The sequence below is a fragment of the Streptococcus oralis genome, from assembly GCF_022749195.1.
Lineage (GTDB): Bacteria > Bacillota > Bacilli > Lactobacillales > Streptococcaceae > Streptococcus > Streptococcus oralis_CI.
The window spans coordinates 1,304,676-1,326,359 of the sequence record NZ_CP094226.1; the positions used below are offsets into that span (position 1 = coordinate 1,304,676).

The 21,684-nt window shown below is 41.1% G+C and carries 23 protein-coding genes; 4 read left to right on the top strand and 19 right to left on the bottom strand.

The window, feature by feature from the left end:
• Window positions 1-126: 126 nt before the first annotated feature.
• The 10 genes from MP387_RS06365 to MP387_RS06410 form a co-directional block, all read right to left on the bottom strand.
• Window positions 127-837, bottom strand: a complete 711-nt coding sequence (locus MP387_RS06365) for an ABC transporter ATP-binding protein (protein ID WP_242745813.1) — start codon at window positions 835-837, stop codon at window positions 127-129.
• A complete protein-coding gene (locus MP387_RS06370) occupies window positions 837-1,601 on the bottom strand; it encodes an ABC transporter ATP-binding protein (protein ID WP_242745814.1) in 765 nt (254 codons plus the stop codon). The genes MP387_RS06365 and MP387_RS06370 overlap by 1 nt, the downstream gene beginning before the upstream one ends.
• Entirely contained in the window at window positions 1,601-2,557 is a 957-nt protein-coding gene (locus tag MP387_RS06375; RefSeq protein WP_000856262.1) for a branched-chain amino acid ABC transporter permease, read from the bottom strand. Before MP387_RS06375 ends, MP387_RS06370 begins: the two co-directional genes overlap by 1 nt.
• 3 nt (window positions 2,558-2,560) lie before the next feature.
• The gene (locus MP387_RS06380) at window positions 2,561-3,430 is read right to left on the bottom strand and encodes a branched-chain amino acid ABC transporter permease (protein WP_000941413.1); all 870 of its coding nucleotides are present in this window, start codon (window positions 3,428-3,430) and stop codon (window positions 2,561-2,563) included.
• Between the two features lie 119 nt (window positions 3,431-3,549).
• Window positions 3,550-4,710 (bottom strand): ABC transporter substrate-binding protein, encoded by a 1,161-nt coding sequence (locus MP387_RS06385; protein ID WP_084877904.1) that lies wholly within the window; start codon window positions 4,708-4,710, stop codon window positions 3,550-3,552.
• Window positions 4,711-4,798: 88 nt separating this feature from the next.
• Window positions 4,799-5,068 carry a YlbG family protein gene (locus MP387_RS06390; RefSeq protein ID WP_049490317.1) on the bottom strand — a complete coding sequence of 90 codons (270 nt, stop codon included), beginning with the start codon at window positions 5,066-5,068 and terminating at the stop codon, window positions 4,799-4,801.
• Window positions 5,069-5,146: 78 nt separating this feature from the next.
• On the bottom strand, window positions 5,147-5,737 hold the full coding sequence (clpP, locus tag MP387_RS06395) for an ATP-dependent Clp protease proteolytic subunit ClpP (protein ID WP_000613467.1): 591 nt from the start codon (window positions 5,735-5,737) through the stop codon (window positions 5,147-5,149).
• A 172-nt stretch (window positions 5,738-5,909) separates the two neighbouring features.
• A complete protein-coding gene (upp, locus tag MP387_RS06400; RefSeq protein ID WP_000515974.1) occupies window positions 5,910-6,539 on the bottom strand; it encodes a uracil phosphoribosyltransferase in 630 nt (209 codons plus the stop codon).
• An 88-nt stretch (window positions 6,540-6,627) separates the two neighbouring features.
• Window positions 6,628-7,095: a deoxycytidylate deaminase gene (locus MP387_RS06405; RefSeq protein ID WP_000136994.1), complete on the bottom strand. Its 468-nt coding sequence runs from the start codon at window positions 7,093-7,095 to the stop codon at window positions 6,628-6,630.
• Window positions 7,096-7,113: 18 nt separating this feature from the next.
• On the bottom strand, window positions 7,114-7,671 hold the full coding sequence (locus MP387_RS06410; RefSeq protein ID WP_000003897.1) for a TetR/AcrR family transcriptional regulator: 558 nt from the start codon (window positions 7,669-7,671) through the stop codon (window positions 7,114-7,116).
• Between the two features lie 124 nt (window positions 7,672-7,795).
• Between MP387_RS06410 and MP387_RS06415 the strand changes: the two genes are divergently transcribed.
• The 3 genes from MP387_RS06415 to MP387_RS06425 are packed head-to-tail and all read left to right on the top strand — an operon-like array spanning window position 7,796 to window position 10,441.
• On the top strand, window positions 7,796-8,641 hold the full coding sequence (locus MP387_RS06415; RefSeq protein WP_242745815.1) for a DegV family protein: 846 nt from the start codon (window positions 7,796-7,798) through the stop codon (window positions 8,639-8,641).
• Window positions 8,642-8,698: 57 nt separating this feature from the next.
• Window positions 8,699-9,871 (top strand): aminoacetone oxidase, encoded by a 1,173-nt coding sequence (aao, locus tag MP387_RS06420; RefSeq protein WP_242745816.1) that lies wholly within the window; start codon window positions 8,699-8,701, stop codon window positions 9,869-9,871.
• Between the two features lie 48 nt (window positions 9,872-9,919).
• Window positions 9,920-10,441 (top strand): DUF1697 domain-containing protein, encoded by a 522-nt coding sequence (locus MP387_RS06425; protein WP_242745817.1) that lies wholly within the window; start codon window positions 9,920-9,922, stop codon window positions 10,439-10,441.
• A 44-nt stretch (window positions 10,442-10,485) separates the two neighbouring features.
• Here MP387_RS06425 and MP387_RS06430 read toward each other — a convergent pair whose 3' ends face one another.
• On the bottom strand, window positions 10,486-11,226 hold the full coding sequence (locus tag MP387_RS06430) for a MerR family transcriptional regulator (RefSeq protein WP_242745818.1): 741 nt from the start codon (window positions 11,224-11,226) through the stop codon (window positions 10,486-10,488).
• Window positions 11,227-11,479: 253 nt separating this feature from the next.
• On the opposite strand from MP387_RS06430, the gene MP387_RS06435 reads away from it, so the two are divergent.
• On the top strand, window positions 11,480-12,820 hold the full coding sequence (locus MP387_RS06435; protein ID WP_242745819.1) for a sodium-dependent transporter: 1,341 nt from the start codon (window positions 11,480-11,482) through the stop codon (window positions 12,818-12,820).
• Window positions 12,821-12,860: 40 nt separating this feature from the next.
• Here the strand turns inward: MP387_RS06435 and manA are convergent, their stop codons facing one another.
• The 8 genes from manA to MP387_RS06475 form a co-directional block, all read right to left on the bottom strand.
• Window positions 12,861-13,805: a mannose-6-phosphate isomerase, class I gene (gene manA, locus MP387_RS06440; RefSeq protein ID WP_242745820.1), complete on the bottom strand. Its 945-nt coding sequence runs from the start codon at window positions 13,803-13,805 to the stop codon at window positions 12,861-12,863.
• Between the two features lie 119 nt (window positions 13,806-13,924).
• Window positions 13,925-15,364 (bottom strand): 6-phospho-beta-glucosidase, encoded by a 1,440-nt coding sequence (locus tag MP387_RS06445; protein ID WP_242745821.1) that lies wholly within the window; start codon window positions 15,362-15,364, stop codon window positions 13,925-13,927.
• A 131-nt stretch (window positions 15,365-15,495) separates the two neighbouring features.
• Window positions 15,496-15,756 carry a SemiSWEET family transporter gene (locus tag MP387_RS06450; RefSeq protein ID WP_045772775.1) on the bottom strand — a complete coding sequence of 87 codons (261 nt, stop codon included), beginning with the start codon at window positions 15,754-15,756 and terminating at the stop codon, window positions 15,496-15,498.
• Window positions 15,757-15,953: 197 nt separating this feature from the next.
• On the bottom strand, window positions 15,954-16,301 hold the full coding sequence (locus MP387_RS06455; RefSeq protein WP_242745822.1) for a VOC family protein: 348 nt from the start codon (window positions 16,299-16,301) through the stop codon (window positions 15,954-15,956).
• Between the two features lie 109 nt (window positions 16,302-16,410).
• Window positions 16,411-18,186: a pyruvate oxidase gene (gene spxB, locus MP387_RS06460; protein WP_007520383.1), complete on the bottom strand. Its 1,776-nt coding sequence runs from the start codon at window positions 18,184-18,186 to the stop codon at window positions 16,411-16,413.
• A 327-nt stretch (window positions 18,187-18,513) separates the two neighbouring features.
• Complete coding sequence (locus tag MP387_RS06465; RefSeq protein ID WP_242745823.1) at window positions 18,514-20,736, bottom strand: heavy metal translocating P-type ATPase; 2,223 nt, start codon at window positions 20,734-20,736, stop codon at window positions 18,514-18,516.
• A gap of 9 nt (window positions 20,737-20,745) precedes the next feature.
• Window positions 20,746-21,117, bottom strand: coding sequence for a cupredoxin domain-containing protein (locus tag MP387_RS06470; protein ID WP_242745824.1), 372 nt, complete (start codon window positions 21,115-21,117; stop codon window positions 20,746-20,748).
• A gap of 10 nt (window positions 21,118-21,127) precedes the next feature.
• Window positions 21,128-21,523, bottom strand: a complete 396-nt coding sequence (locus tag MP387_RS06475) for a CopY/TcrY family copper transport repressor (RefSeq protein ID WP_242745825.1) — start codon at window positions 21,521-21,523, stop codon at window positions 21,128-21,130.
• Window positions 21,524-21,684 lie beyond the last annotated feature (161 nt).

The following is a 21,684-nucleotide window of genomic DNA, read 5'->3' on the forward strand; positions in this document are numbered from 1 at the left end:
GGTCCCCCAGACTATAGAGGGATTGCGTGCGCAATCTCCATCCACAACCTAAACTAGTCTCCCAGACTTGAGGAGATTTTCTTGCGCAATCCTCATCTGGCGACTAAAAAGGTCCTCCAGACCTTTTTAGCCACCTAGATATGCTTTTCTGACTTCATCTGATGCTGCAAGTTCTTTTCCTGTTCCTGATAGGACAATCTTTCCTGTTTCAAGTACATAACCACGGTCAGAGATAGCGAGAGCTTTGTTAGCGTTCTGTTCAATTAGGAGAACCGTTGTTCCTTGCTTCTGAATATCTTGAATGATATCGAAAATTTCTTGGATAAAGATTGGGGCAAGTCCCATTGACGGCTCATCCAAGAGAAGGAGCTTAGGTGTAGACATGAGAGCGCGTCCCATAGCCAGCATCTGCTGTTCACCACCTGAAAGAGTTGCCGCATCTTGGTTTTTACGCTCTTCAAGACGTGGGAAGCGTGAGAAAACTTTTTTCAAGTTAGCTTGATTTTCTTCACGATTTTTCTTTAAAAAGGCTCCCATTTCTAAGTTTTCCATAACAGTCAAACCTGGGAAAACATGGCGTCCCTCAGGAACTTGTGAAAGACCAGCTGCCACGATTTTTTGCGCTGGTAGCTTTTGAATTTCTTTTCCTAAAAACTGAATTTTACCAGCACTAGGACGAACCAAACCTGAAAGGGTACGAAGAATGGTTGTTTTACCAGCACCATTAGCACCAATCAAGGAAACAACTTCACCTTCATTAACCTCGAAACTTACATCACGAACTGCTTGGATCATACCGTAATGCACAGAGAGGTTTTCAACTTTTAACATAGACATTAGGCTTCACCTCCTAGATAAGCTTCGATAACGCGTTTGTCGTTCTTGATCTCATCCGGAGTCCCATGAGCGATTAACCGACCATATTCAAGAACATAGATACGCTCAGTGACTTCCATAACCAAATTCATGTCATGCTCGATGAGCATGATGGTAATTTTAAATTCATCTTTGATACGACGGATCAATTCTGTCAATTCAGCTGTTTCTTGAGGATTCATCCCAGCTGCAGGTTCATCCAAAAAGAGGATTTTAGGTTCTGTTGCCAGAGCACGAACGATTTCCAATCGACGTTGTTGGCCATAGGCTAGATTCTTCGCAAGAGTATCTGCGTCACCTTCCAAATCAAAAATCTTCAGCAAGTCCAAAGCTTTATTTTTTAATTCTTCCTCATTCTTATAGAAAACAGGTAAGCGTAGAAAGCTAGCGAGGACATGTTGTTTATGATGATTGCTAAACGCAATCAAAACATTTTCCAAAACTGTTAAGTCCTTAAACAGACGAATATTTTGGAAAGTACGACTGAGTCCAAGTGAAGCAATCTTATAGGGAGTTTTCCCATTTAGGAGGTGACCATCTAGTGTCACAGTACCTTCGCTTGGTTCATAAACACCGGTCAAGAGATTGAAAAGGGTTGTTTTACCAGCTCCGTTTGGTCCAATCAGACCAACCAATTCTCCCTCGTTCAATTCAAGAGTGACATCTCCAACAGCTGTTAGACCGCCAAAATGTTTGGTTAACTGTTTAACTTCAAGTAATGCCATTAGTTTTGTCCCTCCTTCTTAGATTTTTTAAAGAAACGTGATAGACTCAATTCCCATGTCCCAAGAAGTCCACCTGGTCTGAAAATCATAACCAATACAAGAGCCAAGGCGTAGATGATCATACGTACGCTAGCTACATCTTGAAGGAGCATATTTAAAATTCCTAAAACAATCGCTGAAACGATGGTACCAGTAATCGATCCAAGTCCACCAAATACAACGATAATCAACACGTTGATGGAATTAATAAAAGTGTAATCTTTTGGGACGACAGAACCGATAAAACCGGCCTGAAGTGAACCAGCAATACTAGCTGTAATAGCTCCAAAGACAAAAGCGATAATCTTGATCTTTGTAGTGTTTACCCCAACGGATTCTGCAGCAATCTCATCCTCACGAACAGATAGAGTAGAGCGTCCAATTGGACTACGTAGGAAGTTGAGAGTTGCAATAGTTGTGATCACCACAAATAGATAAACCATTTGCCAGTTGGTAAAGTTTGGAATACCCAAGATACCAGCAGCACCATTGGTCAAACTTCCACCATTAATGATAAAGATACGAATGATTTCTGAAACACCCAGTGTCGCAACAGCCAGGTAGTCACCCTTCAAACGAAGCGTTGGAATCCCAACGAGCAAAGCAACTGCACCAGAAATCAAAGCGCCCAAGACCATCGCTCCAAAGAAGGCACCATAGGTTGGTGATTTTGAACCAATAATCGCTGCTGCATAAGCCCCAATCGCCATAAAACCCGCATGACCGAGTGAGAATTGTCCTGAAAAACCAACGATTAAGTTCAAACCTACTGCAAGGATGATATTAATTCCAATTTGTTCTAAAATTTGGACATGGAATAGATTGAGAACACCAGCAGAAACCAGTACACTAATCAATCCATAACCCGCTAACAGAAGGAATAACCAGAGAATATTTACTTTAAGATTTGTCTTCATTGTTTACACCTTCTCTTTCACATTCTTACCAAGGATACCTGCAGGTCGAACAATCAGAATCAAAAGCAAGATCCCATATACGATAGCATCACGGAAATCAGACATACCGAAGGCAGTAGCAAATGTTTCCAACAAGCCAATCACAAATCCTCCTAGAGCTGCACCAGGGATAATCCCGATACCACCGAGTACGGCCGCAACGAATGATTTTAGACCTGGAGTCACACCCATCAAAGGTTCAAGAGAGTTATAGTAAAGGGCAATGAGGACACCTGCTGCACCAGCAAGGGCTGAACCCAAAGCAAAGGTAAAGCTGATTGTACGATTTACATTAATTCCCATCAATTGAGCTGCGTCACTATCAACTGATACCGCACGCATGGCTTTCCCCATTTTTGTTTTTTGGACGATCAATTGCAATAAAACCATCAAGAGTACAGAAACTGCTAAAATCATCAATTGAACATTTGTCAAGCTAATTGGTCCCAAGTCAAAGCGAACTGTTTCAATTGCTTGAGGGAAGGCACGAGTATTGGCGCCTACTAGATAAACCATTCCGTATTCCAGTAGGAAAGACACTCCGATGGCAGTAATCAATACAGCAATACGTGTAGAGTGTCGTAAAGGACGGTAGGCAAGAAACTCAATCACAACACCAAGTAGTGCGGTCCCTGCCATTGAAATAATTAAAGCTAAAAAGAAATCCATTTGGAAAGAATTAATCAAAAAGTAACCAATAAAGGCACCCATCATGTAAATATCGCCATGGGCGAAGTTGATGAGTTTGATAATTCCATAAACCATGGTATAACCCAGAGCCAAAAGTGCATAAACACTACCCAGAATTAGACCATTCACAAGTTGTTGGAGCATAGCATTCACTCTTTTCTATCGTTATTTTTTAGAAAATTTCATTATTTTCACAAGTTCATAAACACCGAAACAGGGAGTGAGTCAAAGGCTCATTCCCCATTTCAATTACTATTCTAATGTTATGGTTTTACAACTTCTGCTTCTTCAACTTTACCATTGTTCATGGTCATCATGTAAGCAGTTTTCACTGTATTGTGGTCAGCATCAAAGCTTGTTTGACCAGTTACACCATCAAAATCTTTGGTTTTAGCAAGGTTGTCCTTGATTTCACCTGAGTTTTTAGCACCTTTTGCAGCATTTGCTACTAGGTAAACTGAGTCATAGGCCAAAGCTGAGAATGTTGAAGGCTCTTCATTGTATTTAGCACGATATGCTTCAAGGAAAGCTTTAGCTTTTGCAGAAACATCAACAGTAGTTGAGAATCCTGAGATGAAGTAAATGTTTGATGCTCTTTCAGCAGTTGCTTGTTGAACAAATTCTTCACCGTTAAATCCATCACCACCAATGATTGGTTTATCAATTCCCATACCACGAGCTTGGTTTACAATTTTACCTGCTTCTGTGTAGTAACCTGGAACAACGATAGCGTCAAACTCTTTGTCTTTCATTTTAGTAAGGGCTGCTTGGAAGTCCGTATCACCTGCTACAAACGTTTCATCTGCTACAATTTCACCCTTGTAGGCTTCGCGGAAAGATTTAGCAATACCTTTAGCATAGTCACTAGCATTGTCAGTATAAAGAACAACCTTCTTAGCATTCAATTTATTTGTTACATAGTTAGAAATAATCTTCCCTTGGAAGCTATCTTGGAATGTTCCGATAAATAGGTAATCTTGACCTTTAGTCAAACCGTCTTGAGTTGCACTTGGTGAAATCAATGGTACTCCAGCTTTGGTAGCGTTAGCTACAGCTGCAGCAGTTGCACCAGATGTCGCAGGTCCTACAATAGCTGCTACTTTTGATTGGGTAACAAGGTTTGTTGTAACAGAAGCTGCTTCAGCAGTTTCAGACTTGTTGTCTTTGTCTACAACTTCGATTTGTTTTCCATCAATTCCACCTGCAGCGTTGATTTCGTCTACAGCAAGTTGGGCACCTTTTTGTTCAGCTGTACCGTAAGCTGCCACAGCACCTGTCTCTTCAAAGTTAAAACCGATTTTAATTGTTTTTTCGTCTACTGGATTTCCAGTTGTGTTTGACGCTCCTGTCTTGACCTCTCCACAGGCAGCAAGAAGAGCCACACTAGCAAGAGCCACAAAAGATAGGGCAAATTTTTTCTTCATTTTTAATCTCCTTATAGTTGTTTCAAAAAATAGTATGTTAAGAATATACCGAATTATCAGAAAATTGTCAATGTATTTGTTTAACTTTTTAAATGATAACGTTTTCTTCAGTCCGATAGAGATTCCCAACGAAGGGAGTTTCTAGCTCTTGAATATGGCAACGTCTAATTTTCTTGATATATCTTTCCTTACTTAATCTCTCAACTAAGTCATCTAGCTCCTCAGTTGGAACATAGAGCTGCAAGTAACGATGTTTTTTGGAATGGTAACAGATATCACCGTATTCCTGAAGTTTTTTTGCATCTCGATTATAGTAGAGATAGATGATTAATCCTGATCGATTTGTTTTTTCAAACATGAGGAATCCTCTTTCTAAGAAATCTTCCCCTATTATACCAAAAAAAGCAAACTCCGTCGAGTTTGCTTTCTAGGTTGCTTAGCTTAAAGAATTGTTGGCCATGATTTCATCGATAAAGCCATATTCAAGTGTTTCTTGGGCACTCATCCAGTAATCACGTTCTGCATCTGCATGAATTTGCTCAACTGATTTACCAGAGTTATCTGCAAGAATTTGCTCCAAAGTCTTACGAGTTTTGAGCAAGTGCTCTGCAGCGATTGCCATATCTGTCTGTTGGGTACCACCACCTGTACCACCCATTGGTTGGTGAATCATGTACTCTGCATTTGGAAGCATGAAACGTTTGCCTTTTGCGCCACTTGATGCAATGACAGTCCCCATGGATGCAGCCATCCCCATAACGATTGTTTGGACATCTGCCTTGATAAAGTTCATGGTATCAACGATTGCCAAACCAGCTGAAACAGATCCTCCAGGTGTGTTGACATAAAGGTAAATATCTTTTGTGCTGTCTTGGGCATCCAAGAAAAGTAATTGGGCGATAACGGAGTTGGCCATGTTGTCTTCAACTGGACCTGTTAGCATGATGATGCGGTCTTTCAGAAGGCGAGAGTATATGTCATAGGAACGTTCTCCACGGCTTGTTTGTTCAATAACTACAGGAATCATTCATTTCTCCTTTTATGTTGAATTTTCTTAGTCTTACGACTCAATACAGAACTATTATATCTTTTTGGTCAAAAAAGGTCAAATTTTTGCTCTATTCTCTAAACAGAAACAAAAACTCAACCTCCTTTCAAGTCAAAAACGAACTTCTAGTTTCAATATTTACTTTGGGATTTTATTTAGTACCGAACAAGCGGTCTCCAGCATCTCCAAGACCTGGAACGATATAACCGTGTTCGTTCAAGCGTTCATCCAAGGCTGCTGTAAAAATCTCTACATCTGGGTGTGCTTCTTGAAGAGCTTTCACTCCTTCCGGAGCAGATACTAGGCAGACAAACTTGATATTTGAAGCGCCACGTTTTTTAAGCGAATCTACAGCCAAGATTGCTGAGCCACCTGTTGCCAACATTGGATCAACGACAAAGATTTGACGTTGGTCAATATCCTCAGGCAATTTCACCAAGTATTCAACTGGTTGAAGGGTTTCTTCATCACGATACATACCGATATGACCAACTTTAGCTGCTGGAACCAAGCTCAAGAGGCCATCTACCATGCCGATACCTGCACGCAAGATTGGGACAATCGCCAATTTTTTACCAGCCAATTGTTTTTGAACGGTCTTTGTGATAGGTGTTTCGATTTCCACATCTTCAAGTGGAAGATCACGAAGTACTTCATATCCCATCAACATTGCAATCTCATCTACTAGTTCACGAAAAGCTTTTGTAGAAGTATCTGTACGTCGCAAGATTGACAATTTGTGTTGAATGAGTGGATGATTAATGACTTCAATTTTTCCCATTTTCTGAGTTCCTTCTTTCAATTTATTCTTCTTATTATATCAAAAAACGGTTTAAAAAGCTTTCTAAACCATTTATTTTTATTAATTTTTAAATCAAATCTGCCTCTTGAAGAGCTGTCTGAACAGTCTCTAATGGTAAATGGGTTAACTCGGTGCCTTTTTCTTGATAAAGGTACTGGGCATAGTCATCCATTCGGTACTGGTTGATATAAACCACGCGCTTACAACCAACTTGTAGCAGTTGTTTGGTGCAGTTCAGACAAGGGAAATGGGTCACATAGGCTGTAAATCCTCTGGGAACCCCTCGCTCAGCCCCTTGGAGAATAGCATTAACCTCGGCGTGAAGGGTTCGAACACAGTGACCTTCAATGACCAGACATTCGTGGTCAATACAGTGCTCCGTTCCTGATACGGAACCATTATAGCCAGTTGAAATGACTTTATTGTCCTTAACGAGGACAGCTCCCACTTTGGCACGTTTGCAGGTCGAACGATTGGCAATCAGTAAAGCCTGGGCTGCAAAGTACTCATCCCAAGCCAGTCTTTTTTCTGTCATAATTCTTCTCCTTATCCCCTATTTTTTGAAAAATGGCAAGCGTAAATCTGCAATCTTTTCAGCTGGAACCTTCATGCCATCCTTGATCCATTTGAGCAGAACCGATACGATGGCAGAACTCCAAAAGGAATGAAGGTAGCTGCTGACACCTTTTGATTTTCCGTGATATTTTTCTAGAAATTCCTGCATGGCTTGGACAAAAATCTTTTCCAAATGGTAGTCCAGAGCAAGTTGAATAACCTTGGCTTCTTTCTTGGCTGCGCGGAAAAGGTGTACCCAGACTAGATAAAGATCGGTTTTGACATCGTAATGGCTCAACTGTTCCATAATGTTATGGACACTGCGTTTAAAGACGCTTTCCAAAATCTCTTCTTTGGAGTCATAGTTACGATAGAAGGCGGCACGAGAGACGCCAGCCCGTTTGACCAGCTCCGAAATGCTGATCTTGGCCAAATCTTTTTTCTCTAGAAGTTGCAAAAGAGCCGTCTCGATTGCTTCTCTGGTTAAAAAATTGGATTCTTGATTTGATTTTCTGAGATTTTCAAGAGATTTTTCAGATATTTTACGTTCAGACATAACAATTTCTTTCTACTTGTGACAACAGAGAGGTGGTACTTTTGTTTCAAGGGCTTTCATGATATAATTGTAAAAAAAGACAGAACCTTTGTCAATGTATAAGTGACAAAGATGGAGAATTTCTATGACTTGGAAGATTGTAGCTGACTCTGGTTGTGATTATCGTCAACTGGCAACTCCTGCTATTGATACGGAATTTGTTAGTGTTCCTTTAACCATTCAAGTAGCTGATCAGGTCTTTATCGATGATGCCAATCTCGACATTAACCACATGATGGAAACCATGTATGCGACTTCTGAGGCTTCAAAATCAGCTTGTCCTAGCCCTGATGATTACTTGCGTGCATTTGAAGGTGCTAAGCATATCTTTGTCGTTACTATCACTGGTACTCTTTCAGGTAGCCATAATAGTGCACAGCTCGCTAAGAATATCTATCTGGAAGAACATCCTGACGCTCAGATTCATGTGATTGATACATTGTCTGCAGGTGGTGAGGTTGACTTGATTGTCGAGAAAATCAATAGTTTGATTGATCAAGGACTTTCTTATGAGGAAATTGTTGAAGCTATTACAGCCTACCAAGAAAAAACGAAGTTGCTCTTTGTTCTTGCTAAGGTTGATAACTTGGTAAAAAATGGCCGTTTGAGTAAGCTTATCGGTACAGTCGTTGGCCTCCTCAACATCCGTATGGTTGGGGAAGCAAGTGAAACTGGAACCTTAGAACTGCTCCAAAAAGCGCGTGGACCAAAAAAATCCCTTCAAGCAGCCTATGAAGAACTCATCAAGGCTGGCTATGCTGGTGGCCGTATCGTCATGGCTCATCGCAGCAATGAAAAATTCTGTCAGCAATTGTCAGAACGCTTGCTGGAAACCTTCCCACAAGCCAATATCAAAATCATCCCGACGTCTGGTCTCTGCAGTTTCTATGCAGAAGATGGCGGTTTGTTGATGGGATATGAAATTAACTAAGATTATGAGCAACAAGAGATGCAAAGCATCTCTTGTTTTTTGTGGTACAATAGAGCTATGAAACATTTTGATACTATTGTCATTGGTGGAGGACCTGCAGGTATGATGGCTACGATTTCTAGTAGCTTTTATGGTCAGAAAACCCTTCTCATCGAAAAAAATCGCAAACTCGGAAAAAAATTAGCTGGTACCGGTGGTGGTCGTTGCAATGTAACTAACAACGGAAGCTTAGATGACCTTCTAGCTGGAATTCCTGGAAATGGACGCTTTCTGTACAGTGTCTTCTCTCAGTTTGATAACCACGATATCATCAATTTTTTTACGGAGAATGGTGTTAAACTTAAGGTCGAGGACCACGGTCGCGTCTTTCCTGCTAGTGACAAGTCTCGGACCATTATCGAGGCGTTAGAAAAGAAAATCACTGAACTCGGTGGTCAACTTGCTACTCAAACAGAAATTGTTTCGGTTAAAAAGATAGACGACCAGTTCGTCCTCAAGTCCGCAGACCAAAGCTTCACTTGTGATAAACTCATTGTCACAACAGGTGGTAAGTCTTATCCTTCGACTGGTTCTACTGGTTTTGGGCATGAGATTGCCCGTCATTTTAAACATACCATTACTGAGCTTGAGGCCGCTGAAAGTCCTTTGTTGACTGATTTTCCACACAAAGCACTTCAGGGTATTTCACTAGACGATGTGACCTTAAGCTACGGCAAGCATGTCATCACCCACGATTTGCTCTTTACCCACTTTGGTCTATCCGGTCCTGCTGCTCTGCGTATGTCCAGCTTTGTCAAGGGTGGGGAGGTTCTCTCGCTAGATGTTTTGCCTCAACTTTCTGAGAAGGACTTGGCTGCATTTCTAGAAGAAAATCGGGAAAAATCCTTGAAAAATGCTTTAAAAACTTTGCTTCCAGAACGCTTGGCAGAATTTTTGGTGCAAGGCTATCCTGAAAAAGTCAAACAACTGACTGAAAAGGAACGCGAACAACTTCTCCAGTCCATCAAGGCTCTCAAAATCCCTGTGACTGGCAAAATGTCTCTTGCCAAGTCCTTTGTTACCAAAGGCGGTGTCAGTCTCAAGGAAATCAATCCCAAAACTCTGGAAAGTAAGCTAGTCCGTGGACTCCACTTTGCTGGCGAGGTACTAGATATCAATGCCCATACGGGGGGCTTTAACATTACTTCTGCCCTCTGCACCGGCTGGGTTGCAGGATCAAACCCAATCTAAATATACATTACTAAACGGAACAATCCGCCCCAAAAGAAAGGAACTACTTTGGAACATATTATCTTGCTAAGGGGAGTGACTCCTAATGGAAAAAATGCTATCCCTAAAATGTCTTATCTAGTAGATATCTTGACAGAAGCTGGTTTTCAACAAGTTCGAACTTATATTCAAAGTGGAAATATTATTCTTGAAAGTAACTTAGCTCTCGAAGAAATACGAGAACAGGTTCATACTCTAATAAAGGAGAAGATTGGAGCCGATCTCAAAATAATCATTAAGAATAAGGATATTTTTAAAAACATTGTCCAAGAAAATCCGTTTGGAGAACACTATCTTTATGACCGTGTACACGTGATTTTTTATCAAGAACCTATTCAAAGTCTCCCTTTAGAAAAAATAAAAATGGATTACGGCGAAGAAGAAATTTGTGTCGGTAATCACTGTCTCTACCTCTATCTCCCTAGAACTGCAAAACAAAAAAAGCTCAATACCAACTATCTTGAAAAATTGTTTGGCGTGGTTCTGACCATGCGAAAGTTAAACGTAGTTGAAAAACTATTAACCAAATAGTACTTGAAACCAGAAAAAATCAGCAGAGGTAACTCCGCTGATTTTTATTTTATCTGTGTCCGAACGTAAGTTGCAATGACATCTGATGTGTATTGAGCTGTACCAGGTCCAAACTTGTCAATGTTTTCCTTAAACTCTGGGTTGTAGACGTAGCCTTTGCCGATATGACCGAATACCTCAATAGAGCAGTCAAATCCATAAGTACGAATAGCTTGCAATAGTTTGGCTGCTTGCTCTTGGTTTTCGGCCGCTGTTGCAGGCAGACCAGCTTGAAGGTTTTGTGCCAAGGCTTGAAAAACTTGGTTGAAGGCGGCTGTAGCCTCATCTTCTCTACCACTTTGGCGCTCGAGAGCCTGGCCCATGACTTCTTGACCATACTTCTCTACCGCTTCTTGGTGGTATTTTTGATTGTCTTGATAGCTAAATCCAGTGAATTTTTCCTCAATGGTCATTTTTCTTTCTCCTTTTTGTTCTTGAATGGTTTTTTGCAAGGTGGAAATCAAGGTATCCAGATGTTGCCTTTCTCGAGTTAGATAATCCAACTGCCTAGTCAAATGGGGCAATAAATCTGTCCTTTCTTCCTTTAACAGCTCTGCTATTTTTTCTAAAGAAAAACCTAGATATTTATAATACAGAATAACCTGAAGGCGTTCCAAATCCTCTTGACTATAGGTTCGATAGCCGTTTTCCGACTTTAAGGGAACCAAGAGTCCTATCTTATCGTAGTGGTGCAGGGTCTTGACAGAGACACCTGAAAGCTGCGCAGCTTCTTTGATATGGTACATGATTTCCTCCTTACAAGAAATAGTATAACCCCTCCCCTTAGGTCAGAGTCAAGCGTTTTTGAGAAAAATTTTTAACTTTTTGAGAAAGGTGTGAAAACTTGAAAATGGTTTTCTTGACAGACCTTTGAAAACATGATAGGATAGTCAAGTCTATCAATCAAACAGAAGGCTCATAGAGAGCCATTGAGAGAAGGCTATTTGACCACTCAAGTAGCCTTTTCTTATTTTAAAAAACGAGATTGGAGTTTCAACTATGTCAGAAAAATCGCAATGGGGCTCGAAACTAGGCTTTATCCTAGCATCTGCTGGCTCAGCCATCGGGCTTGGTGCCGTTTGGAAGTTTCCCTACATGACTGCTGCTAATGGAGGTGGAGGCTTTTTGCTAGTCTTTCTCATTTCCACTATTTTAATCGGTTTCCCGCTCCTGCTGGCTGAGTTTGCCCTTGGCCGTAGTGCTGGTGTTTCCGCTATCAAAACCTTTGGAAAACTTGGTAACAATAGCAAGTACAACTTTATCGGTTGGATTGGTGCCTTTGCCCTCTTTATCCTCCTCTCCTTTTACAGTGTTATCGGAGGATGGATTTTAGTCTATCTAGGTATTGAGTTTGGAAAATTGTTCCAACTTGGTGGAACGGGTGATTATGCTCAGTTATTTACTTCAATCATTTCAAATCCAGCCATTGCCCTTGGCGCACAAGCTGCCTTTATCTTGTTGAATATCTTTATTGTATCACGTGGGGTTCAAAAAGGGATTGAAAGAGCCTCGAAAGTCATGATGCCGCTACTCTTTATCATCTTTGTCGTCATCATCGGGCGTTCTCTCAGCTTGCCAAATGCCATGGAAGGGGTTCTCTACTTTCTCAAACCAGACTTTTCAAAACTAACTAGCGCTGGTCTCCTCTATGCTCTGGGTCAATCTTTCTTTGCCCTCTCACTAGGGGTGACAGCTATGCTGACCTATGCATCCTACTTGGACAAGAAAACCAATCTGGTCCAGTCAGGTATTTCCATCGTATCCATGAATATCTCGGTATCCATCATGGCAGGTCTAGCCATTTTCCCAGCCATGTCAGCCTTCAATATCCAGTCTGAAGGGGGACCAAGCCTGCTCTTTATCGTCTTGCCTCAACTCTTTGACAAGATGCCTTTTGGAACTATTTTCTACATTCTTTTCCTCTTGCTCTTCCTCTTTGCGACGGTTACTTCTTCTGTCGTTATGCTGGAAATCAATGTGGGCAATATCACCAACCAGGACAATCGCAAGCGTGCTAAATGGAGTGCTATTTTAGGGATCTTGACCTTTATCTTTGGTATTCCTTCAGCCCTTTCTTACGGTGTTATGGCGGATGTCCACATCTTTGGGAAGACCTTCTTTGACGCTATGGACTTCTTGGTTTCCAATCTCCTCATGCCATTTGGAGCCCTCTGCCTGTCACTTTTTACAGGCTACATCTTTAAGAAGGCTCATGCTAAGGAGGAACTCCATCTTGATGAAAGAGCATGGAAACAGGGACTTTTCCAAGTCTGGCTCTTCCTTCTTCGTTTCATCATTCCTATTATCATCATTGTGGTTTTTATCGCCCAATTTATGTAATCAAAAAGGACTTGAGTAGTAAACTCAGGCCCTTTCTTTTTTATGGATGGCTAACAATCAATTCCAAACCTTGCCCTTCCAAGGTCCAAGCTTCAACATCACTTGGTAGGATAAAGTGGCTACCTTTTTGGATTGGGTAGTTTTTCCCTTCAACAGTAAGCTGACCTTGACCAGCTAAGACACTAAACAAACTGTAGTCTGCTGTCTTTTTAAAGTCAACTTTTCCAGTGATTTCCCACTTGTAAACTGCGAAGAAGTCATTAGACACAAGGAGAGTGGAACGTAAATCATCTGCTTTGATAGTTACGGGACGGCTATTAGCAGGTTCACCAATGTTCAAGACATCGATGGATTTTTCAAGGTGAAGTTCACGCAAGTTGCCCTTGTCATCCTTACGGTCAAAGTCATAAACACGGTAGGTGGTATTGCTAGACTGCTGGGTTTCAAGAATCAAGATACCCGCCCCAATAGCGTGCATAGTTCCACTTGGTACATAGAAGAAATCTCCTGCTTTAACTGGCACTTTTGTCAACAGCGCATCCCAGTTTTTGTCCTCGATTTGCTGGCGGAGTTCTTCTTTTGATTTGGCATTATGGCCATAGATAATCTCTGAACCTTCGTCTGCTGCGATGATGTACCAGCACTCTGTTTTTCCGAGCTCGCCTTCATGTTCTAATCCATAGGCATCGTCTGGGTGAACTTGGACGCTGAGCCAGTCATTGGCATCGAGAATCTTGGTCAAGAGTGGAAACACAGGTTCTGGACGGTTACCAAACAATTCACGGTGTTCTGCATACAATGTAGCTAGGTCTGTTCCCTCGTAGCGACCATTGGCTACCTTAGATACCCCATTTGGGTGGGCTGAGATAGCCCAGTATTCTCCGATTTTTTCACTTGGGATATCGTAGCCAAACTCATCACGTAGCTTGGTTCCACCCCAGATTTTTTCTTGCATAACTGATTGTAAAAATAATGGTTCTGACATCTTATTCTCCTGTTTGTTTTTCTCACTTCATTATAGCAAAAAGCTAGATCTAATTGAACTATTTTTCACATCTTATAAAGTAGGGAGAAGATTTTATAAAAATAGTGAACAAATGCGCTCTACTTAATACTTGCACCATTGCTGACAATGACATCCTTGTACCAGTAGAAGGATTTCTTCTTGCTCCGTTTGAGACTTCCTTGACCTGCATTATCACGATCCACATAGATAAAACCATAACGCTTGTTCATTTCGCCTGTTCCAGCTGAAACCAGATCTATACAACCCCAAGTCGTATAACCAAGCAATTCAACGCCATCTTGGTAAATAGCATCTCGCATAGCCTTGATGTGGGCTTCTAGATAAGCAATCCGATAGTCATCCGCTACATAGCCATTTTCATCTGGCGTATCCATAGCGCCGAGTCCATTTTCTACGATGAACATGGGTTTTTGATAACGGTCCCAGATGGCATTGAGGGTGATACGAAGCCCCAGTGGGTCAATCTGCCAACCCCATTCAGAGGATTTCAGATAAGGATTTTTGATAGAGGCAAAGACATTTCCAGCTGTCAGATCCGTCATTTCTGGATCGCCTGAAGCCACTCGGCTCGCATAATAAGAGAAGGAAACAAAATCAACAGTGTGATTCTTTAACAAGTCCAAATCTTCTGTCGACATTTCAATCTTAATTCCCTCACGCTCCCACTGCTTCTTGGCATAGTTTGGGTATTCCCCACGCGCTTGAACATCAATGAAAAAGTAACTCTTACGGTCTTCTTCCATGGCTGCCCAGTAGTCTCTCGGATGGGCAGTGTTAGGATAATATTGCCCTGCTGCCAACATACATCCCACCTTGTTTTCTGGGTCAATTTCGTGGGCAATTTTAGTCGCCATAGCCGAGGCTACCAGCTCATGGTGAGCTGCTTGGTATTTGACTTGCTCTTGATTTTCCCCCTCTTCAAAACAGATCCCAGCTCCTAAAAAGGGGGCATGCAGAATCATATTGATTTCGTTGAAGGTGAGCCAGTACTTGACCAAGCCCTTATAACGGGTAAAGAGGGTACGACAGAGATTTGCGTAAAAGTCCAACATACGACGATTGCGCCAACCACCGTACTCCCTAATTAAGTGCATGGGGCAATCAAAATGCGTGATGGTCACCAGTGGTTCAATTCCATACTTGTGACATTCCTTAAATAAATCCTCATAAAAAGCTAGACCAGCTTCATTTGGCTCTGCCTCGTCACCCTTAGGAAAAATCCTAGTCCAAGCAATGGAAAGTCGATAGGTTTTAAATCCCATTTCTGCAAAAAGAGCGATATCTTCCTTGTAATGATGGTACATATCAATGGCTTCCTTTGCTGGGTAAAAATAGCCCTCCTCAAACGAAAACATCTTTTTCTGACCTGTAATAATGGCCTCACGGTCTGGACCAATCGGCACCACATCCACATTAGCCAGACCACGACCGTCCTGATTATAAGCACCCTCACATTGATTAGCCGCCGTTGCACCACCCCAGAGAAATCCTTCTGGAAATTGTAGTATTTTTGTCATCACTTTACCTCGATTGATTTATTACTTCTATTATACTAAAAAGGAGGCAAAAAGTTTTGAACTCTCTGGATAATGATAGCACTAAACTTACTTTTATATATACGAAAAAAAGACTGAAACCAGTCTTCTTTTTATATCAATGCAGTAATAGCCGTTATCAGGCCAAAAACAATACCTGGCGCATTAGCAGCCGCAAGGGGGATATCTCTTTCTTTCTTGAAAAGACCGTAGTAAACCCATAGACTACAGTTAATGGCTGCGACTAAGGGTTGGATGAAGTTTCCTTTTTGACCAGCCAGGTTGTTCATGATTTGTGGGAAGTAAGACACATACATCATAACGGACATGAAGGTCGCTACCCAACCCAAAATTTTCATTTGTTTTTCAGACATTTTCAAAACCTCTTTCATTTTTATGAATCATATTTTATAATCTTTTTTCAATACAATCAAGACTTTGTAGCTTTTGTTATGAAGATGTAAACTATCACAATCTTGTGATAAAAAAAAGACCGGATTGCTCCGATCTTTTTAAGTTCCGCTCTAAGAATGTTTAAATTTTTAGATAAAAAATTTGATAATAGAATTACCTACTTCATACGATAAAAATCAATCACTAAACCAGCAGGGCCTTTTACAAGCAAGGATTCTGTCCCCCAATCGGTTTCACAAGGGCCTTGTAAAATCTCGACACCAAGCTCTTTTAACCGTTGGTAGTTCTGCTCTACATCCTCAACCTCAATGTGAAGAATGATTCCTGACTGAAAGTTTTCCAAAGGAACCAAATGATTTTGTGACAACATGAGACAGTGACTGCCAATCGTGAACTGAGCAAAACTGTCATCAACATAATCGGCTTTTTTGTCAAAAATACGCTCCAAGTCAGCACAGACTTGAGGAACATCTGAAACGATGATATCTAATTGATTTAAATTCATTTACTATCCTCCAGAAAAAGACCGGATTACTCCGATCTTTTCAAGTTCGACTCTTGAAAATCAAAGAATAAAATCTACAAAGTTTACTTTTGATTTTCGACGAGAGGAATTATTTGATTGCGCGTGATTGCAATCCTTCTTCTTCCAAGAAGAGGCGGAATGGTACGAGTTCTTCTGCTTCGTATTTTTCCTTGAAGGCTTTGATTGCTTCTTCTGAGTGTTGTTTTGGATCCAATTCAAGTACTTCTACTGGAAGTGGACGATGTTGAGAGATGCGAGCATCGATCACAACAGTTTTACCTTCTTTGTTCAATTTAACAGCTTCTGCAACAACTGCATCGATATCTTCGATACGGTCAACTGTAAATCCTACAGCACCTTGCGCTTCAGCGATTTTCGCATAGTCAGCATTAGGGAAGTCACAACCAAACAAGTGTTTGTTTGTGTCTTCGTATTTGTCCTTGATGAAGGCATATTTACCATTTGAGAAGACAACGTTGATAACTGGAAGGTCGTATTGAACGTTTGTGATCACGTCTGGGTAGCACATGTTAAATGCACCGTCACCCATGATGTTCCATACTTGGCGATCAGGATTGTCTTTCTTAGCAGCGATACCACCAGGAAGGGCAATACCCATTGTCGCAAAGAGTGGAGATGTACGCCACATGTTCTTAGGTGTCATGTGAAGGTGACGAGTAGATGTTTGAGTAGTGTCACCTACGTCGATTGAGTAGATAGCGTCTTGATCAGCATGTTTGTTGATTGCATTGTAAACTTGGTACAATTGCAATTCACCCTCAGTTTTACCTTCGAGTTTGTTCATGTAATCACGCCAGTTTTGGTTGTTCTTCACGTTTGCACGCCACCATGGAGTAGATTCTACTGGGTTTACTTTGTCAAGGATTGCTTTCGCTGCTTGACCTGCATCACCAAGGATAGAAGCGTCAAGGGCATGACGTTTACCAAGTTTGTAAGGGTCGATATCGACTTGAATGAATTTTTCAGTGTTCTTGAAGGCTTCGTAAACTTCAGCAAATGGGAAGTTTGAACCAAGGAAAAGAACTGTGTCTGCTTCAAAGACAACTTCGTTGGCTGGTTTCCAACCAACACGGTAAGCAGAACCTGTCAAACCTTCGTAGTTCCATTCAAAAGCTTCAAAGTTTTTACCAGTTGTGATGATTGGTGCTTTGATTTTACGTGACAATTCAGTAATCACTTCACCAGCTTTAACACCACCGTAACCAGCGTAGATAACTGGGCGTTCAGCATTGTTCAAGATTTCAACAGCTTTGTCGATTTCAACTTCGTTCAAAGCAGGAGCGATGAATGAGCGTTCGTATGAACCTGAACCGTAGTATGAGTTTTCGTCGATTTCTTGGAAGCCGAAGTTTACTGGAATTTCAACAACAGCTGGACCTTTTTTAGAAACTGCAGCACGGCAAGCTTCGTCGATTACTTTTGGCAATTGCTCAGCGTAAGCGACACGTTTGTTGTAAACAGCGATACCGTTGTACATTGGGTTTTGGTTCAATTCTTGGAAGGCATCCATGTTGAGTTCGTTAACTGGACGTGATCCAAGGATAGCAAGGAATGGAGTGTTATCCATAGCTGCATCGTAAACACCGTTAATCAAGTGAGTCGCACCTGGACCACCTGAACCAACTGCAACCCCGATTGAGCCGCCGAATTTAGCTTGCATAACCGCTGCAAGAGCACCTGTTTCTTCGTGGCGAACTTGCAAGAAGCGGATATCTTTGTCTTCAGCCAAAGCGTCCATCAATGAGCTGAGTGTTCCTGATGGGATACCGTAGATTGTGTCTACGCCCCATGTTTTCAATACGTTAAGCATTGCTGCAGATGCAGTAATTTTCCCTTGAGTCATAATGATAACTCTCCTTCAAATATTTTTAAAACTTGATAAATCCGTTTTCATATACTAATTGGAAACGTTTCAGCAAATTTTTACTCTACTACTTTACCACATTTGTTTTGGGTCTCCTAAGAATGTGCTCAGAAGTTTTTATTCTCTATTACAGTACAGTTTGAAAACGTTTTTAATATCTGTTTTATAATAATACTCAATGAAAATCAAAGAGCAAACTAGGAAGCTAGCCACAGGTTGCTCAAAACACAGATTTGAGTTTGAAGATAAAGTTGACGTGGTTTGAATAGATTTTCGAAGAGTATAAAAAGCGAGCAAGCCCGCTTTTTAGTCTATCTTAGTAACATTGAGTATGAGTGAACTAATCAAAACAGATACAGAACTAAAGGCCATGGCTAGACCAGCCAGTTCTGGATTGAGAACGAGACCAATTCCTGAAAAGACTCCTGCTGCAATCGGAATACCAATGAGGTTATAGATAGAAGCCCAGAAAAGATTGAGTAGAATACGATTAAAGGTCTTCTTACTCATATCAAAAGCACGTGCCAATCCTAGTAAATTGTTGGTTGTAAGGACAAGATCTGCGGATTCAATGGCAATATCTGTCCCAGAGCCCATGGCAATTCCGACATCCGCTACACTGAGGGCTGGCGCATCATTGATGCCATCTCCAACAAAGGCAAGTTTACCATTCTTTTGAAGCTTGTGAATTTCATGTGCCTTTTCCTCTGGCAAGACATTTGCAATCACTTCTTCAATTCCAATTTGCTCTGCAATCGCATGCGCTACTCCAGCATTATCTCCGGTAAGCATGACCGTTCTAAGACCACGTTTTTTCAATTTAGCAATAGCTTCTCGAGCATTTTCCTTAGGGACATCCTGCAAGGCAATTAAGCCTTTTAACTGACCATCCACGGATAGGAAGACAACTGTTTTTGCTTCTTTCTCAAGCAAATCAAATCGTTCTTGATAATCATGTGGAATAGCAAGGTCAGCTAAGAGCTTAGCATTCCCCAGCAAGACTTGTTTACCATTAATAATCCCAGTCACACCTTTTCCATGCAAGGCTTGGAAGTTTTCCACTGGGTAAAGGCTAATTCCTAGTTCAGATGCACGATTAACAATAGCTTGAGCTAGCGGGTGTTGAGATACATCTTCCAGTGAAGCAGCCAAGCTGATCACTTCTCCTTCATCTCCGACAACATCTGTCACTACTGGCTTCCCTTCGGTCAAGGTTCCTGTCTTATCAAAAACAACCGTTTGGACTTTTTGGATTTCCTGTAGAACTGTACCATTTTTGAGAAGAACCCCCATCTTGGCACTTCGTCCTGTTCCAACCATGAGTGCTGTCGGTGTCGCGAGTCCTAGTGCACAAGGACAGGCAATTATCAAAACTGCTACTCCATAAAGAAGAGAAGTCACAAAGCTATCTCCAAGTAAAACAAACCAGACCCAAAAAGTAAGAAGTCCTAAAATGACAACTGCTGGTACAAAAATCCCAGAAATCTTGTCGGTCAAATCTTGAATAGGAGCACGACTCGTTTGCGCTTTCTTCACAAAGTCCACAATCTGAGCCAACATAGTCTCAGAACCAACTTTTTCAGCTCTAAAGATGATCGTACCACTATTATTGATGGTTGAACCAATGACAGTATCACCGGCAGACTTATCTACTGGAATACTTTCCCCAGTCACCATTGACTCATCAATACTAGTTTCACCTTCTAAAACAATACCATCAACGGCAATTTTTTCACCTGGTCGAACGCGAATGAGATCCCCAACTTTGACTTGTTCTAGAGGTATTTGAACATAAACATCATCACGCAAAACCTCTGCTGTTTTTGCTTGTAGGTCTAATAATTTTTCGACTGCTTGCGAAGCGTTTTTGCGCATGCGTTCTTCAAATACTGCACCTAAAAGAATGAAGAAGAGGAGAAATCCTGCAATTTCAAAATAAACAGGCAAACCAGTGAAGAGTGCAACTAAACTATAGACATAAGCTACCAAGGTTCCTAGAGCTACCAAACTATCCATGTTGGCGTTATGTTTTTTAAAGCTAGCCCAAGCACTTCTGATATAAGGAACTCCAGATACCAACATAATGGGGGTCGTAGCTAAGAAAGTTCCCCAAAGCATGACTTGGTGACTAATTCCTCCTGTCGACAACCCAATCATGAGAATCACAAGAGGCACAGTAAAGATACTAGTAATCCAAAAACGCTGTAAAAGTGATAGAGATTTTCGAGTCTTCTCAACTACGGTATAACTCCCCTTTTGCATCTTCATGCCACATGAAAATTCATGCTCACCCAATTCTTGAGGAGTAAAGCGAATGGCTTTCTCCTCATCTACGCCGATTGGTTCTAGGATCCCTTCTTCTTCGAAGAGAACTTCTTTATAACAGTTTGATGGTGTCACACGATGAAAGGTAATCTCAGCAGGAATCCCTTTTTGCAGTTGAATGTGGGCTGGATGGTAGCCTTTGTCTGCCGTAATACGGATTTTTTGAACACCATTTTTAAGGCTTGCTTTTACAATTTCAGTCATAATATTCTCCTATTCTACAATCATCTTACCGTGCATCATATTCATGCCACAAGAGAAACCATACTCACCTGCTTCTTCAGGTGTGATTTCAACCACATATTGGTCTCCCATAGGCAGATCTGCATGCACTCCAAAGTCTGGAAAAACGATTTGATCCAAGCAAGGTGAAGGATCCTTGCGGTCAAAGATAATACGTGCTGGCACTGATTTTTTAAGAATAATCAACTCAGGAGTATAGCCCCCCATGACTTCCACTCGAATCTCTTGGTAGCCCTTTTTTTGCTGAGCTCTCTTAGCATCTTCTTGCGGTTTTTTGAAAAACCAAAAGAGGATAAAAGCAATCATTCCTAAAACAACAATAGATACAAATAGATTTAACATAGCGTCTCCTTTACATACAATTACATCTTACTTCTGTTACAGCGCTTGATTTCTTCTTAGAAATCACAGCTTCTAAGTCTTCTAAGTCAGCCTGAGTAAAATCACATTCCACTATCAATTCAGCCAACAAGTTCTTAATCCTACGAGAACAAACCTTGTCTTTGATATCTTGGACAAGCAAGTCTCGACTTTGATCCAGAGTTAAAAGTGCTGAATAGACAAAGGACTTGCCTTCTTTTTTCCTTGTCAGACACTCTTTCTCAACCAAACGAGCCAAAAGAGTTTGAATGGTCGACTTGGACCAGTCAAACCGTTCCGCCAGAACCCTGATCAAATCCGTACTGGTCTGCTCTCCTTGCATCCAAATAATCTTCATGACCTGCCATTCTGCATCTGAAATCTGCATAATCACACCTCCTAAATCTACATTTGTCAATTATAACTCTTAGTATACTCTCAAAATCTACATTTGTCAACTATAATTTTTATTATTTTTTCGAAAAATAGAATTCTAATCATGTAACGAGAGATTTGCAGTCAAATTTTACTATATAAACTATAAAAATA